At 59.2% G+C, this 14,997-nt stretch carries 14 protein-coding genes; 10 read left to right on the top strand and 4 right to left on the bottom strand.

What is annotated here, in order from left to right:
* Positions 1 to 50 precede the first annotated feature (50 nt).
* The 3 genes from RMR21_RS06095 to RMR21_RS06085 all read right to left on the bottom strand — a co-directional run bounded on the left by RMR21_RS06095 (position 51) and on the right by RMR21_RS06085 (position 2,436).
* A complete protein-coding gene (locus tag RMR21_RS06095) occupies positions 51 to 419 on the bottom strand; it encodes a type II toxin-antitoxin system RelE/ParE family toxin (RefSeq protein ID WP_498669784.1) in 369 nt (122 codons plus the stop codon).
* 6 nt (positions 420 to 425) lie between these two features.
* On the bottom strand, positions 426 to 698 hold the full coding sequence (locus RMR21_RS06090; protein WP_498669783.1) for a type II toxin-antitoxin system ParD family antitoxin: 273 nt from the start codon (positions 696 to 698) through the stop codon (positions 426 to 428).
* A gap of 85 nt (positions 699 to 783) precedes the next feature.
* The gene (locus tag RMR21_RS06085) at positions 784 to 2,436 is read right to left on the bottom strand and encodes an acyl-CoA dehydrogenase family protein (RefSeq protein ID WP_498669782.1); all 1,653 of its coding nucleotides are present in this window, start codon (positions 2,434 to 2,436) and stop codon (positions 784 to 786) included.
* A gap of 155 nt (positions 2,437 to 2,591) precedes the next feature.
* On the opposite strand from RMR21_RS06085, the gene RMR21_RS06080 reads away from it, so the two are divergent.
* The 4 genes from RMR21_RS06080 to dprA are packed head-to-tail and all read left to right on the top strand — an operon-like array spanning position 2,592 to position 6,662.
* Positions 2,592 to 3,548: an aspartate carbamoyltransferase catalytic subunit gene (locus RMR21_RS06080; protein ID WP_498669781.1), complete on the top strand. Its 957-nt coding sequence runs from the start codon at positions 2,592 to 2,594 to the stop codon at positions 3,546 to 3,548.
* The gene (locus RMR21_RS06075; RefSeq protein ID WP_498669780.1) at positions 3,545 to 4,834 is read left to right on the top strand and encodes a dihydroorotase; all 1,290 of its coding nucleotides are present in this window, start codon (positions 3,545 to 3,547) and stop codon (positions 4,832 to 4,834) included. Before RMR21_RS06080 ends, RMR21_RS06075 begins: the two co-directional genes overlap by 4 nt.
* Positions 4,835 to 4,869: 35 nt before the next feature.
* Positions 4,870 to 5,487 (top strand): glycerol-3-phosphate 1-O-acyltransferase PlsY, encoded by a 618-nt coding sequence (gene plsY, locus RMR21_RS06070; RefSeq protein WP_498669779.1) that lies wholly within the window; start codon positions 4,870 to 4,872, stop codon positions 5,485 to 5,487.
* Positions 5,488 to 5,519: 32 nt separating this feature from the next.
* Complete coding sequence (gene dprA / locus RMR21_RS06065; RefSeq protein WP_498669778.1) at positions 5,520 to 6,662, top strand: DNA-processing protein DprA; 1,143 nt, start codon at positions 5,520 to 5,522, stop codon at positions 6,660 to 6,662.
* Here dprA and RMR21_RS06060 read toward each other — a convergent pair.
* Positions 6,615 to 6,851, bottom strand: a complete 237-nt coding sequence (locus RMR21_RS06060) for a hypothetical protein (protein ID WP_498669777.1) — start codon at positions 6,849 to 6,851, stop codon at positions 6,615 to 6,617. The two genes, dprA and RMR21_RS06060, sit on opposite strands and share 48 nt — an antisense overlap.
* 256 nt (positions 6,852 to 7,107) lie before the next feature.
* Here RMR21_RS06060 and topA point away from each other — a divergent pair, with 256 nt between their 5' ends.
* The 6 genes from topA to rpmG all read left to right on the top strand — a co-directional run bounded on the left by topA (position 7,108) and on the right by rpmG (position 14,738).
* Positions 7,108 to 9,813, top strand: a complete 2,706-nt coding sequence (gene topA, locus RMR21_RS06055; RefSeq protein ID WP_498669776.1) for a type I DNA topoisomerase — start codon at positions 7,108 to 7,110, stop codon at positions 9,811 to 9,813.
* Positions 9,810 to 12,161, top strand: coding sequence for a ribonuclease R (rnr, locus tag RMR21_RS06050; protein ID WP_498669775.1), 2,352 nt, complete (start codon positions 9,810 to 9,812; stop codon positions 12,159 to 12,161). The genes topA and rnr overlap by 4 nt, the downstream gene beginning before the upstream one ends.
* A 21-nt stretch (positions 12,162 to 12,182) precedes the next feature.
* Positions 12,183 to 12,623, top strand: a complete 441-nt coding sequence (locus tag RMR21_RS06045) for a DUF983 domain-containing protein (protein WP_498669774.1) — start codon at positions 12,183 to 12,185, stop codon at positions 12,621 to 12,623.
* Positions 12,624 to 12,631: 8 nt separating this feature from the next.
* A complete protein-coding gene (locus RMR21_RS06040; RefSeq protein WP_498669773.1) occupies positions 12,632 to 13,300 on the top strand; it encodes an NUDIX hydrolase in 669 nt (222 codons plus the stop codon).
* Positions 13,301 to 13,308: 8 nt separating this feature from the next.
* Positions 13,309 to 14,481, top strand: coding sequence for an MFS transporter (locus RMR21_RS06035; RefSeq protein WP_498669772.1), 1,173 nt, complete (start codon positions 13,309 to 13,311; stop codon positions 14,479 to 14,481).
* Between the two features lie 89 nt (positions 14,482 to 14,570).
* Complete coding sequence (gene rpmG, locus RMR21_RS06030; RefSeq protein ID WP_003496403.1) at positions 14,571 to 14,738, top strand: 50S ribosomal protein L33; 168 nt, start codon at positions 14,571 to 14,573, stop codon at positions 14,736 to 14,738.
* Positions 14,739 to 14,997 lie beyond the last annotated feature (259 nt).

Genomic DNA, 14,997 nt, shown 5'->3' with positions numbered 1-14,997 from the left:
GACGGCAATGCGGGAGGGGTTAGGACGGTGAAGGTAGTTGTGGATGATCGCTATTCCTGCGCGTAATCATCCGACAGGTGCTGTTCTGCTTCCATGGCGTCGTAGAGAATTCGTCCGATACCCATAAGGTCGGTCTCGATTTCACGAAAGAGTGTCAAATGTCTTGGTCGACGGACGGCTATGCCTTTGTATTGCACGTTCCCACGGCTGTGGCGAATATGGTAACTGCGAACGCCTTCACCAAATTCCGGGCGGGCTTTGATGCCGTGACGGTTTGGATCAGATGCGATATCCCTCAACGCTGCTATAAGCAGTCGCTGGTATCGAATTCTCGCATCGTCTCCAAAACTTTGCGTCGTAACGGTAAGGATCGAAGCAATGTCTTCCTGCGCAGCGCGCGAAAGCCGAAATCGCGCCATTGCAGATCAAGGCCGATCTAGCTCGCCAAGGCTGGATATGAAGATCTCCAGTTCCTCATCAGCGACATCCACAAACCGGCTTTGCTCCAGATCGCTAAAGCCGATCCGCGCTGCATCCGTCAAGGCATGGAGCTTAGCCGCTTCAAGGCCTTCGCGTCGCTCCACCAGACGCAAGCCGTCCCGCAGGACTTCGCTGGCATTTTGGTAACGTCCAGACTTGACGAGCCCGTCGATTACGCTTTCGTGATGGTCTGTCAGCACTACATTCCTGGTCGGCATTCGTATCTCCATCGAAGGCATCGTGGATTGTAATACCATTGGCATAATCTGCCAAGAACGTAACCGTTTCTTTTCCTGATCCGTATCACGTCGCAGGCGGATACAGCAGATCAATGATGTATGTCGGATCGAACCGGCTATCCAGCATGCCATAAGTGTGGCGGAAGCCACCGGCCAGGCGTGTCTCCAGAAACGCATCGGCGATGCGCCCTGCCCCGATGCGGCAGAGTTCGGCGGCGGCAGCGGCCAGCGCGAATTGTTCGACCAGCATGCGGGCTGCACCTTCGTCGCGTTCGCAAAGTGCGATTGCAGCGCGCAGCACGTCGGTGGTTTTCTTGCCGGATGGGCCGAGATCACGCTCAAGGGTTTCGAAGACGAGATCGAACAGGTCCTTGCCGCGCTGGAGAACGCGCAGCACATCCAGCGCCATGACGTTGCCGGAGCCTTCCCATATGGCGTTAACGGGCGCTTCGCGATAATGGCGGGCGATGGGGCGGTCTTCGACGTAGCCGTTGCCGCCGAGGCTTTCCATAGCCTCGTAGATCAAGGCGGGCGCGATCTTGCAGCACCAGTATTTGACAATCGGCGTCATGACGCGGGCGTAGGCTGCTTCCGCGGGGTTGTTGCGGGCGCTGTCGAAGGCTGAGGCAAGGCGGAAAGACAGCGCGGTTGCAGCGGCAACGTCCAGCGCCATATCGGCCAGAACGCGCGTCATGATCGGCTGAGTGACCAGCGGCTTGCCGAACACACTCCGACCACGGGCAAAGTGCACCGCTTCCGCAAGCGAAGCGCGCATCATGCCCGACGAAGACAGTGCGCAGTCCAATCGCGTCAGGGTGACCATATCGAGGATGGTGCGGACACCGGCACCGGGTTCGCCCAGCAGATAGCCGAAAGCATCGGTAAATTCGACTTCCGCGGACGCATTGGAGCGATTGCCGAGCTTGTCCTTCAGACGCTGGAAATGCAGGCCGTTGGCGGACCCGTCTTCCAGAAAGCGCGGCACGAGGAAGCAGCCCATGCCATCGCCCATCTGCGCCAGCATGACGAAACCATCGCTCATCGGCGCGGACAGGAACCATTTGTGGCCGGAGAGACGATAGATGCCCTCGCCTACCCGCTCCGCCGTGGTGCGGTTTGCGCGCACATCGGTGCCGCCCTGCTTTTCCGTCATGCCCATGCCGATGGTCACGGCGGTTTTCTGCATGGCGGGCTTTTGCGAGGAGTCATATTTGCGCGACAGGATTTTCGGTGCCCATTCCTGCTGCACGCGCGGCGATGTCATCATCGCGGCAACGGACGCATGGGTCATGGTCAGCGGGCAGAGATGCCCCGCCTCAAGCTGCGACGTGAGATAGAATTTCGTGGCGCGGGCCTTGTGCTCGTTGCCGCGCGTCTCAGGCGTATTTTCCCAGGCACCGCTGTGCAGACCCGACGACATGGACCGGCGCATCAGCGCGTGCCAGGCGGGGTGGAACTCCACCTGATCCAGCCGCTCACCGCGTGGACCATGGGTGTGCAGTTTCGGCGCGCTGACATTGGCCATGCGCGCCAGTTCCTGCGCCTCGACGGATGTCACGTAGCGACCGATCTGGTCGAACTCATCGCGCAGAGGCCGCGAAAGACTGGAGGTCAAATCCACGATCAACGGGTCTGAGCGATAGGCATTGATGCCGGACCAGAGGCTGGGCTGGTTCAAATCGGCAAGCTGTTCTTCTGTCCGGTTCATATTCGTCATCGCGTGGCTATATCGGGATTCGCATTTTATTGCATGTATTAGGTCTGGCACGGCTTATCGCATGCTTGCCGACAAAGCCACCTGTCTTTATAGACCCGGTGACTAAAGCGAGTAGCGCTGTGACGCGCTCTGTTGCGACCCGGAGGACATTTTCCATGGTCTATTTTCCCCACCGCCACCTGCTTGGCATCAAGGGGCTTTCCCATCAGGATATCACCACTCTTCTCGACAAGGCCGACGAGGCGGTGAAAATCAGCCGACAGCGCGAAAAGAAGACCTCGACCCTGCGCGGTCTGACCCAGATCAACCTGTTCTTCGAAGCGTCCACCCGCACGCAAGCGTCCTTCGAGCTTGCCGGAAAACGGCTGGGTGCCGACGTGATGAACATGTCGGTGGGCAATTCATCGGTCAAAAAAGGCGAGACGCTGATCGATACTGCCATGACGCTAAACGCCATGCGTCCCGATGTGCTGGTGGTGCGCCATTCTTCGGCCGGGGCCGCAGCCCTTCTGGCGCAAAAAGTGGCTTGCTCCGTTGTCAACGCGGGTGATGGTCAGCATGAACATCCGACGCAGGCACTGCTGGATGCGCTGACGATCCGCCGCGCCAAGGGCACGCTGTCCGGCATGACGGTGGCGATCTGCGGCGATGTGCTGCATTCGCGTGTCGCACGCTCCAACATCATTCTGCTCAACCAGATGGGCGCTCGGGTGCGCGTTGTTGCACCACCGACACTACTCCCCTCCGGCATCGCGGATATGAGCGTGGAAGTGTACCACGACATGAAAGAGGGACTGAGGGGCGCCGATGTGGTGATGATGCTGCGCCTCCAGCGCGAGCGTATGTCCGGCTCCTTCGTGCCTTCGGTGCGGGAGTATTTCCATTATTATGGGCTCGATGCCGAAAAGCTGAAGGCCGCCAAGGACGATGCCTTGGTGATGCACCCCGGGCCGATGAACCGTGGCGTCGAAATCGCCTCCGAAGTGGCTGACGGACCACAGAGCGTGATCGAGAGCCAGGTGGAAATGGGTGTTGCAGTGCGCATGGCCGTTATGGAAACGCTTCTTCTTTCGCAAAACCCCAATGCCAGAAACGAGGGAGAGCGCGTATGAGCACCGGCACCGTTCTCAAAAATGTTCGCATCATCGATCCGTCGCGCAATCTCGATGAAATCGGCACCATCATCATCGGTGCAGACGGCAGAATCCTGGCCGCTGGCAAGGATGCGCAGAACCAGGGCGCGCCGGATGGTGCGACGGTGCGTGACGCCAAAGGGCTGGTCGCCACGCCGGGTCTGGTGGACGCGCGTGTTTTCGTTGGCGAACCGGGTGCCGAACACCGCGAAACCATCGAATCGGCATCGCGCGCTGCGGCCGCTGGTGGCGTGACCAGCATGATCGTGATGCCGGATACCGATCCCGTCATCGACGATATCGCGCTGGTGGAATTCGTGAAGAAGACCGCGCGCGACAAGGCGCTGGTCAATATCTATCCGGCAGCGGCGCTGACCAAGGGGTTGCGCGGCGACGAGATGACGGAATTCGGCATGCTGAAGGAAGCGGGTGCCGTCGCGTTCACCAATGGCCGCAAGGCGCTGTCGGACACGGCTGTCCTGCGCCGTGCCATGACCTATGCCCGCGAGCTGGACGCGGTGATTTCGCTGGAAACCCGCGACCAGTATATCGGCCATGGCGATATGAACGAAGGGCTGTTTGCCAGCTGGCTCGGACTATCGGGTATTCCGAAAGAAGCCGAGATCATTCCGCTGGAGCGGGACCTGCGCATCGCGGCGCTGACACGCGCCAACTACCACGCCGCCAAGATTTCGGTGCGCGAATCCGCCGAGGCGATCAGCCACGCGAAAGCACGCGGCGTGAAAGCCACCTGCGGCATTTCCATCAACCACCTGACGCTGAACGAAAACGATATCGGTGAGTACCGGACCTTCTTCAAGCTCTCCCCGCCGCTACGGTCCGAAGACGACCGCATGGCCATGGTGGATGCGTTGAAGGACGGCATCATCGATATCATCGTGTCGTCGCATGACCCGCAGGACGTCGATACCAAGCGCCTACCCTTTGCTGACGCGGAAAGCGGTGCGATTGGCCTCGAAACCATGCTGGCGGCGGCACTTCGCCTCTACCACAGCGAACAGGTGCCGTTGATGCGGCTGATCGATGCGCTGTCCACCCGTCCCGCACACATCTTCGGGCTGGATGCTGGCACGCTGAAGCCCGGCGCGAAAGCCGATATCACGCTTGTCGATCTTGATGAGCCATGGCTTGTGTCTGAGAAAAATCTGGTATCGCGGTCCAAGAACACGCCATTCGAAGACGCCCGCTTTACCGGCCGCGCCGTTGCAACCTATGTTGCAGGCAAGCTGGTTCATTCCTTATAATACGTACGACACGACAAGACTGAGGGGACAAGCAAATGACCGCATTGACTGACTGGCAGACAGCGCCTGCGCTTTTGGCCCTTGCTGCCCTGATCGGCTACCTGCTGGGGTCTATTCCGTTCGGATTGATCCTGACGCGTGCGGCGGGTCTGGGGGATGTTCGCCAAATCGGGTCTGGCAATATCGGTGCGACCAATGTCTTGCGCACCGGCAACAAGAAGCTGGCGGCAGCGACCTTGTTGCTGGATGCTTTGAAGGGAACGGCTGCGGTTTTGGTTGCCCACGCGCTCTGGGGCTATGAAGCCTCGCTGATCGCTGGATTCTTCGCTTTTCTCGGACACCTGTTTCCGGTGTGGCTGGGCTTCAAGGGTGGCAAGGGCGTGGCTGTCTATATCGGTGTGTTGTTGGGCGCTGCGCCCTTGATGATGCTGGCCTTTGCGGCGATCTGGATCGCGACTGCCTTCCTCACGAAATACTCCTCCCTTTCCGCACTGGTTGCAATGCTTGTCATTCCGGTTGCATTGTGGATAGTAGGACCGGAGAAGACGGCTCTGCTTGTCACGCTGCTCAGCGTTATCTCCTGGTACATGCACCGGGAAAACATCAAGCGGTTGCTGGCGGGTACAGAAAGCAAGATCGGCAAAAAGGGCTGAGGCCATTCCTCTCGCCCTGACGGGGGCGAAACATGCCGCATGACGGGGAAGCCAAGAGCGGCATCGCGCTCAATGACCGGCAACGGGTTGCCTGGCTGCGGCTGATCCGCAGCGACAATATTGGCCCTGTCACTTTCCGCGAACTGATCAACCACTTCGGCAGCGCGGAAAAGGCGCTGGATGCCCTGCCCGACCTTTCCCGCCGCGGCGGATCGGCACGCAGCCCGCGTATTGCCACCGTTGCAGAAGTGGAACGGGAAATCGAGGCGGCAACCAAATTCGGAGCGCGCTTCGTTGGCATCGGCGAGCCGGATTATCCACCGGCACTGCGCGAGATCGACGGCGCACCGCCGATCATTTCCATGAAGGGATCGGGCCGCACGGTGACCCGTCCATCCATCGGGATTGTCGGGTCACGCAATTCCTCCATCAATGGCTCGAAGTTTGCGGCGATGCTGGCGCGCCAGTGCGGACAGGCGGGCTACAGCATCGCGTCCGGCCTCGCCCGAGGCATCGATGCCGCCGCCCACACTGCGAGTCTTTCCACCGGCACGGTAGCGATGCTGGCCGGCGGGCTGGACAAGCCCTACCCGCCTGAAAATCTACGGCTGCTGGATGAGATCTACGGCAATGACGGGACCAGTATCAGCGAAATGCCGTTCGGATGGGAGCCTCGGGCTCGTGACTTTCCGCGCCGCAACCGGCTGATCGCCGGCGTTTCCATGGGGGTTCTGATCGTGGAGGCGGCGGATCGTTCAGGCTCTTTGATTACGGCAAGGCTGGCTGGCGAATTTGGACGATTGGTGTTTGCGGTTCCGGGGTCTCCGCTGGATGCGCGTTGCCATGGGACCAACCGGTTGATCAAGGACGGTGCGATGCTGGTGACGGAGGCCGCTGACATTCTGGACGCGTTGCGACCGTTGATGGAGCCGTCCTTGCCCATTCAGCACATCGCCAAGGAAAGTTCCGAAGACATGGACATATCGCCACCGCGTGATGATGACCGCAGCATTGTTGCTTCGGCGCTTGGGCCATCGCCCGTCGAAACCGACGACATCATCCGCCACACAGGACTACCTGCATCCACTGTTTATCTCGTGCTGCTGGAACTCGACATTGCAGGGCGGTTAAACCGGCATTCCGCGGGGCGGGTTTCGCTTGATATGGCCGACTGAGAGCTTTCGTCGGCCTGATTGAATGTCTCCGGCCTCAATATAAGCCATTTCGATAAGGTAACATAACATGTCGGCGCCTTCGCGTTCGGCAACGACACGCAGCTCGGAGAGCATCTGCGTGATATAGGCGAGGTTTTCCGTTGTCTGTTCAGCCGCGCGGCGGCTGTCGTTGTCTGCATTCGCAACCATGTTTACCTCGATCGAGCCGATAAAATGAAAGATCTTTAAAAGAGAAGCATCCAATCCGAGCAACCATAACTTGTTTATCTATAATTGCAATGCGGTTTTAAATCCCCAAAAGGTTGCATATCGTTGTAATGGCAGAAAAACGCCCCTTGCCTCTTGACCCAAGCGCATTACCTGTCCATGTCGAAATAAAGAGCGCCCTGTCGCACGCCGAAAAACTGCAGGGCATGTTAACGGGCAAGTTCCGAAAGAAGAAAATATGAATGTCGTCGTCGTAGAATCTCCGGCAAAAGCCAAGACGATCAACAAGTATCTTGGTCCAGGCTACAAGGTGCTCGCATCGTTCGGCCACGTTCGCGATCTTCCCGCAAAAGATGGCTCGGTGCTTCCCGATCAGGATTTCGAAATGCTTTGGGAGGTCGATCCTGCCTCGCAGAAGCGCATGAAGGAAATTGCCGATGCCGTGAAGGCATCCGACGGATTGTTCCTTGCGACCGACCCGGATCGCGAAGGGGAAGCCATTTCCTGGCATGTTCTCGACCTTCTGAAAAAGAAGAAGGTCATCGGCGACAAGCCGGTCAAGCGCGTCGTGTTCAACGCCATCACCAAGAAGGCCGTTCTGGACGCGATGGCCGATCCGCGTGACATCGACATTCCCCTGGTGGATGCGTATCTCGCCCGGCGCGCGCTGGACTATCTTGTCGGCTTCAATCTCTCCCCCGTTTTGTGGCGCAAGCTGCCGGGTGCGCGTTCGGCTGGCCGTGTTCAGTCGGTTTCGCTGCGTCTGGTCTGCGACCGGGAATCGGAAATCGAGCGGTTCGTCTCCGAGGAATACTGGAACATCTCGGCGCTGTTGAAGACGCCTCGCGGCGATGACTTCGAAGCCAAGCTGGTGTCTGCCGACGGCAAGCGCCTGCAGGGGCGATCGGTGAAAACCGGCGACGATGCCAACCGCCTGAAAACTTTGCTGGAAGGCGCGACCTATACCGTGGATACGGTCGAAGCCAAGCCCGTCAAGCGCAACCCCGGCCCTCCTTTCACGACATCGACATTGCAGCAGGCCGCCTCCTCGCGCATGGGATTTGGCGCATCGCGCACCATGCAGGTTGCGCAGCGTCTCTATGAAGGTATCGACATTGGCGGTGAGACCGTCGGTCTTATTACCTATATGCGTACCGATGGTGTGCAGATGGCGCCGGAAGCCATAGATGCGGCCCGCGTCGCCATCGGCGAGCAATTCGGTGCCCGTTATGTGCCGGAAAAGGCGCGTCTCTATTCCACCAAGGCCAAGAACGCCCAGGAAGCGCACGAAGCCATCCGCCCGACGGATTTCAGCCGCACACCTGATCAGGTCAAGAAGTACCTCGATGCCGACCAGCTACGCCTTTACGAACTGGTGTGGAAGCGCGGTATCGCCAGCCAGATGGCGTCTGCCGAAATCGAACGCACCACCGTTGAAATTCTGGCCGACAACAAGGGCGAGAAGGCCGGCCTTCGCGCCGTTGGTTCGGTCATTCGTTTCGATGGCTTCATTGCTGCCTATACCGACCAGAAGGAAGATGGCGAGCAGAGCGACGACGGTGATGAAGATGGTCGCCTGCCGCAGATCAACGCCCGCGAGGCGCTGGCCAAGCAGAAGATCAACGCCAGCCAGCACTTTACCGAGCCGCCACCGCGCTACTCGGAAGCATCTCTGATCAAGAAGATGGAAGAGCTCGGCATTGGCCGCCCTTCCACTTATGCGGCGACATTGAAGACGCTGAGCGACCGTGAATATATCATCGTCGACAAGCGCAAGCTCGTGCCGCATTCACGCGGCCGGCTGGTGACGGCCTTCCTCGAAAGCTTCTTCACGAAGTACGTGGAATACGATTTCACCGCCGATCTGGAAGAAAAGCTCGACCGGATCTCTGCGGGCGAACTGGACTGGAAGCAGGTTCTTCGCGATTTCTGGAAAGACTTCTTCGCACAGATCGAAGATACCAAGGAATTGCGCGTTACCAACGTGCTGGATGCGTTGAACGAGGTTCTGGCACCGCTGGTGTTCCCGACCCGCGAAGACGGCTCCGACCCGCGCATCTGCCAGGTTTGCGGTACAGGCAATCTTTCGCTGAAACTCGGCAAATACGGCGCATTCGTGGGATGCTCCAACTATCCGGAATGCAATTTCACCCGCCAGCTGAACTCGGATGGCGCAGAGGCCGATGCTGCCGCGCTGAACGAGCCGAAGGCACTGGGTGCAGACCCGCATACGGGTGAAGAGCTGACGCTGCGGTCTGGCCGTTTCGGACCCTACATTCAGCGTGGCGAGGGCAAGGAAGCCAAGCGGTCGTCGCTGCCGAAAGGCTGGGCACCTGACGACATCGACCACGAGAAGGCCTTGGCGCTGATCAACCTGCCACGCGATATCGGCAAGCATCCGGAGAGCGGCAAGATGATTTCCGCGGGACTTGGTCGTTACGGACCGTTCCTGCTGCATGATGGTGGCTATGCCAACCTTGAAAGCATCGAAGACGTGTTCTCGATTGGTCTGAACCGCGCCGTGACCGTCATTGCCGAGAAAAAGGCATCGCCGGGTCGTGGCCGTTCGTCCACACCGGCGGCGCTGAAGGAACTGGGCGATCATCCCGATGGCGGCGCGATCACAGTTCGTGATGGCAAGTATGGACCTTACGTCAACTGGGGTAAGGTCAATGCGACCATTCCCAAGGCGCAGGCACCTGACACGGTGACGCTGGACGAAGCGCTGGTGCTGATTGCAGAACGCATTGCCAAGACCGGTACCGGCAACAACGGCAAGCCCGTGAAGGCCAAGAAGGCGGCAGCGCCGAAGAAAGCCACCAAGGCTGCCAGCGCCGATGGCGAGACCAAGGCGAAGACAGCGGCGAAACCAAAAGCGGCTGCGAAGCCCAAAACAGCAGCCAAACCAAAGGCAGCACCAAAAGCGAAGAAGGCAGAATCTTGAGCAAAGCACCGCGTAAGACATCCGGCTCGGCGGGCGATGGCTTCGGCCGCACCGGTCGCGGAAAAAAAGTTCTCGAATCTGCTGGTATCATCCACGGCGAGGTTCCGCCGCGCGATGTGCTGCTAAAATTCATCGCCGAGCATCCCGACCAGGCCTCCAAGCGCGAAATCGCCAAGGCCTTCGGGCTGAAAGGCGAAACGCGCATCGTGCTCAAGGCTCTGCTGAAAGAGCTTGAGACGGATGGTATGGTTCACAAGAGCCGCAAGTCGCTGATGCGTCCGGGTGGGCTACCGCCGGTGACCGTCCTCGACATCACCACGCGTGACAAGGATGGCGGCTTGATCGGTCGTCCTGCCGAATGGCCGGAAGAAAACGGGGCGGCGCCTGCCGTCATCATCCGTCAATCCTCTGCCGACCGCCAGAAGGGCAAGGCCCCGGTGGGTGGCATTGGCGACCGTGTGCTGGCAAAGATTTTCCCCTCCAAGGAAGTCGGTGGCCCCGCCTACACGGCGCGCATCATCAAACTGATCGACAGACGGCAGGGTGGATCGCTGGGTGTGTTCAAGGAAACACCGGGTGGCGGTGGCCGTCTGATGCCGATCGAGCGGCGCGGCGACGAAATGGTCATCGATCCAGATGGCGTGGGCGATGCCAAGGACGGCGATCTGGTCGAGGTGGAAACATCCCGCAACAGCGGTCGTTACGGCCTGCCCCGCGCCAAGGTTCTGTCCGTCGTCGGTTCAGTCGCGTCCGAAAAGGCGATCTCGATGATCGCCATTCATGCGCATGGTATTCCGCACATCTTCCCGTCGGACGTGCTGGCAGCAGCAGATGCGGCCAAGGCAGCGACGATGGCGCACCGAGAAGACTGGCGCAAACTGCCGCTCATCACCATCGATCCGGCCGATGCCAAGGACCATGACGACGCAGTTTATGCCGAGCTGGACCCTTCGCCCGACAACCCGGATGGCGTGATCGTCACAGTCGCGATTGCGGACGTTTCCTACTACATCCGTTCCGGCTCTGCGCTGGACCGGGAAGCCTTGAAGCGCGGCAACTCGGTCTACTTCCCCGACCGCGTGGTGCCGATGCTGCCGGAGCGGATTTCCAACGATCTGTGCTCGCTGAAGGAAGGCGTCGACCGCCCGGCGCTGGCCGTGCGGATGGTGTTTTCCAAGGAAGGCCGCAAGGCCAGCCATACCTTCCACCGCATCATGATGAAGAGCGCGGCAAAGCTTTCGTACCAGCAGGCCCAGGCCGCTATCGACGGCGATGCCGACGACAAGACCGGACCGTTGCTGGAGCCCATCCTGCGGCCTCTCTGGCACGCATACGAGGTGATGAAGATTGGTCGCGACCGTCGCCAACCGCTTGAGCTGGATATGCCGGAACGCAAGATCATTCTCAAATCCGATGGCACGGTCGATCGCGTGCACGTGCCGGAACGTCTCGACGCGCATAAACTGATCGAAGAGATGATGATCCAGGCCAATGTCTGCGCCGCCGAGACACTGGAGCTGAAAAAGCAGCGTCTGGTTTACCGCGTGCACGACGCGCCGACGATTGCCAAGCAGGAAGTGCTGCGCGAATTCCTGACCACCATCGGCTTTTCGCTGGTCAAAGGCGGGCAGGTTCGTGCCAATTCCTTTAACGGCATTCTGGCGCGCGCGGTCGATACGCCGCACCAGATCATCGTCAACGAGATGGTGCTGCGCTCCCAGAGCCAGGCGATCTACAGCCCAGACAATATCGGCCATTTCGGCTTGAACCTGATGAAATACGCGCATTTCACCTCGCCGATCCGCCGTTATGCCGACCTTATCGTGCATCGTGCGCTGGTGGGTTCGCTGGGTCTGGGCGAAGGCGGCATCACGCCACAGGAGGAAGCGACGCTGGCCGATGTGGCTGCCGAAATCTCCACCTTCGAGCGGCGCGCGATGGCAGCGGAACGCGATACGGTCAACCGGCTGATCGCGCATCATCTTTCCCAGCGTGTGGGCGAAGAGTTCGAAGGCCGGGTCGGCGGTGTCACCAAGGCGGGACTATTTGTCGCGCTTCCGCAATTTGGTGCTGACGGCTTTGTTCCTATATCTACGCTGGGGACGGACTACTACATCTACGACGAAGCGCATCAGGCTCTGACAGGTGAAAAGACCGGACTTGGCTATCAGCTGGGTGATGCCGTTCAGGTTCGTCTGGCTGAAGCCGTGCCGCTTGCTGGCGCCCTGCGGTTCGAGGTGTTGAACGAAGGCAAGAAAATGCCTGCGGCGACACGCTCCTTCCACAAGACGACACGGCGCAGCAGCGGCCCGACACCCGGCACAAGGCCGCCCCGCAGACGCAGATAGCTGGCGTAAAAGGATAAGCGCATGACGACGACCGAGACGCAGACAGTGCAGTATGGTGGCAAGCCGGAAGACCGTCCGCTGGGTCGATCGATCATGCGCGGCATTCTCAGCCGTTGTCCCGCCTGCGGCAACGGCCACCTCTTTCGCGCCTGGCTGAAACCCATCGATGAATGCGCGTCCTGCGGTGAAGACATGCACCACCAGCGCTCTGATGATCTGCCGCCCTATATATCGATCATGATTCTCGGCCACGTCGCGGTTGGCGGCTTCATGATGACGGACACGGTGTTTCTGGTCCCGATGTGGGTTCACTTCGCCATCTGGGTGCCGATTACCATTCTCGTGGCACTGTTGACGATCCAGCCGATCAAAGGCGGCGTCATCGGCCTGCAATGGGCCTTGAGGATGCATGGTTTCAGCAATGAGCCCGAAAAAGAACAGATCGACGGCTCGTCTCACTGACAGGTGCGATGACCTTGCCTTCCGACATCCCTTCCGAAAAAGCACCTTATCTGCGTCCGAAAGATGCAGCCTCTATCCTTCTTCTGGATCGATCGGCTACAGACGTGCGCGTTCTTGTCGGCAAGCGCTCCAGCCGCCATGTCTTCATGCCTGATGTCTATGTGTTTCCCGGCGGCAGGCGTGACCCATCCGACCGCACCCTGCCCTTCGGGACCGATCTCAGGTCGGCAGTCCTCGACAATCTGATGCGTGCGGCCTCTCGACCTATGACACAAACGGGCGCACGTGCCCTGGCCCTAACGGCACTGCGCGAACTTCAAGAGGAAACGGGGCTGCGCTTCGGCAACAACCCAGACCGGCCCGACCTCTTGCCATTGCGTTTCATGGCACGTGCGATCACGCCGCCGGGCCGTATCAGACGATTCGACACCCGGTTTTTCTGCTGTTTTACCGATGAAGCAGGCATCAATCCCAAGGAAATCAAGGATTCAGACGAGCTCCAAGACCTTGAATGGCTTGACATCAAGGACGATTCCAGTCTGAACATGGCACCCATTACACGCATGGTTCTCAAGGATGTCACAAAGTTCATGATAGGTGATCCTTCATTACAATCCGAAAGCCCGGTGCGACAATATTTCGAGCGTCGCGGTACTTTCATTCGTGGCTTTCTGTAAAGGTCTACATGTCCCATCCGACTAGCGACGCCGACGATATTCACTGGCCCTCGCTCATTGCCGCAATCTCTGCCATCAGTGCCGTTGGCATCGCCATCGGTCTCGGGCTGCCGCTTCTGAGCATTATTCTTGAAAAGCGCGGCATCTCGTCAACGATGATCGGCCTCAACACCGCCATGGCCGGTGTTGCCGCGATGATCGCGGCACCGATGACCAGCCGGCTGGCACACGAATTTGGCGTCGCGCGCACCATGATGACGGCCGTTGTCGTTTCCGCCATCAGCGCGCTGGGATTTTATTTCGCCGAAGCCTTCTGGATGTGGTTTCCCTTGCGGATCGTCTTCCACGGTGCAACGGCCATGCTGTTCATCCTCTCGGAATTCTGGATCAATGCCGCAGCACCACCCAAGCGGCGCGGATTGGTTCTCGGCATGTATGCGACAGGCATGGCGGTGGGTTTTGCAGGCGGTCCATTGATCTTTTCCGCCATCGGCAGCGAAGGGATAACGCCCTTCCTGCTTGGCTCTGCCATCATTCTTCTGGCTGCGATCCCGATCTATCTGGCGCGTCACGAAAGCCCCAACCTCGACGAAAAGCCCAATCACCATTTCGTCCGTTACATCTGGCTGGTGCCCATGGCCTCGGCTGCCGCCTTCGTTTACGGCTCGGTGCAGGCGGGCGGGCTGTCGCTGTTTCCGGTTTATGCCACGCGTGAAGGTTTCAGCGAATCGCAGGCGGCGTTGCTTCTGACCGTCATGGCTATCGGCAACATGGCGTTCCAGATCCCCATCGGCATGCTGTCCGACCGCATCAAGGACAGGCGTGTGCTGCTGGGCCTGATGGCCCTCACGGGCGTCATCGGCACACTGACGCTGCCTCTGCTGGTGGATAACTGGGTGCTCCTGTCATCGCTGCTTCTGCTGTGGGGCGGCTGTGTCTCGGGCATGTATACGGTGGGACTCACGCATCTGGGTTCACGCCTTACCGGCTCAGACCTTGTCGCAGCCAATGCCGCCTTTATCTTCTGTTACGCCATCGGCACCATTGCCGGGCCGCAGACGGTGGGGATTTCCATGGATATTGCCGGAACAGACGGTTTTGCCTGGGCTTTGGCGATGTTTTTCGGGCTCTACGTCGTGCTTTCCATTGCCAGGTCGGTTTTCGGATCAAATCGGACTTGACTTTTCAGGCGCGATCCGTAGTTTCGCGCCAGATTTAGCCGGGGTCCAACAGGGCCGCGGACTCACTATTTGTTAAAGGCAGGACGACTATGGCGAAAGCTACAACAATCAAGATCAAGCTGCTGTCGACGGCCGACACCGGTACTTTCTACGTCACCACAAAGAACAGCCGTACGTTCACGGACAAGATGACGAAGACCAAGTACGATCCAGTCGTACGCAAGCACGTTGAATTCAAGGAAACGAAGATCAAGTAATTTCCTTCTCATCGCATGCAAAAGACGCGCCCTACGAGGCGCGTTTTTTTATGGTCGCTCTTCCGTTTATGAATCGAGAAGGGACGTTCACGCAGCGTGATCAGAGGGAATATGAGATGGGGAGACCGCTGGAAAAGTGGGTCGACCGGGACAGCAATGACAGCACGAGGAACCGTTCAAGAGCGTCGCCGGTCGACCAACCCCAAGACCCAGGAGATGCGGCGGACCTGAGCACCATGGGGTATTCGCAATGCGGTGG

The sequence above is a fragment of the Agrobacterium sp. rho-8.1 genome (assembly GCF_033957725.1).
Classification (GTDB): Bacteria; Pseudomonadota; Alphaproteobacteria; order Rhizobiales; family Rhizobiaceae; genus Agrobacterium.
The sequence above is the reverse complement of the archived record's forward strand: the minus strand, read 5'-3'. Positions and strand labels throughout refer to the sequence as shown.

Coding starts and splice junctions, on each gene's coding strand:
- RMR21_RS06085 (WP_498669782.1), bottom strand. CDS start 2,436: ATGACGAATATGAACCGGACAGAAGAACAGCTTGCCGATTTGAACCAG.
- topA (WP_498669776.1), top strand. CDS start 7,108: ATGAATGTCGTCGTCGTAGAATCTCCGGCAAAAGCCAAGACGATCAAC.
- RMR21_RS06095 (WP_498669784.1), bottom strand. CDS start 419: ATGGCGCGATTTCGGCTTTCGCGCGCTGCGCAGGAAGACATTGCTTCG.
- RMR21_RS06045 (WP_498669774.1), top strand. CDS start 12,183: ATGACGACGACCGAGACGCAGACAGTGCAGTATGGTGGCAAGCCGGAA.
- RMR21_RS06040 (WP_498669773.1), top strand. CDS start 12,632: ATGACCTTGCCTTCCGACATCCCTTCCGAAAAAGCACCTTATCTGCGT.
- dprA (WP_498669778.1), top strand. CDS start 5,520: ATGCCGCATGACGGGGAAGCCAAGAGCGGCATCGCGCTCAATGACCGG.
- RMR21_RS06075 (WP_498669780.1), top strand. CDS start 3,545: ATGAGCACCGGCACCGTTCTCAAAAATGTTCGCATCATCGATCCGTCG.
- rpmG (WP_003496403.1), top strand. CDS start 14,571: ATGGCGAAAGCTACAACAATCAAGATCAAGCTGCTGTCGACGGCCGAC.
- RMR21_RS06035 (WP_498669772.1), top strand. CDS start 13,309: ATGTCCCATCCGACTAGCGACGCCGACGATATTCACTGGCCCTCGCTC.
- plsY (WP_498669779.1), top strand. CDS start 4,870: ATGACCGCATTGACTGACTGGCAGACAGCGCCTGCGCTTTTGGCCCTT.
- RMR21_RS06090 (WP_498669783.1), bottom strand. CDS start 698: ATGCCGACCAGGAATGTAGTGCTGACAGACCATCACGAAAGCGTAATC.
- RMR21_RS06060 (WP_498669777.1), bottom strand. CDS start 6,851: ATGGTTGCGAATGCAGACAACGACAGCCGCCGCGCGGCTGAACAGACA.
- RMR21_RS06080 (WP_498669781.1), top strand. CDS start 2,592: ATGGTCTATTTTCCCCACCGCCACCTGCTTGGCATCAAGGGGCTTTCC.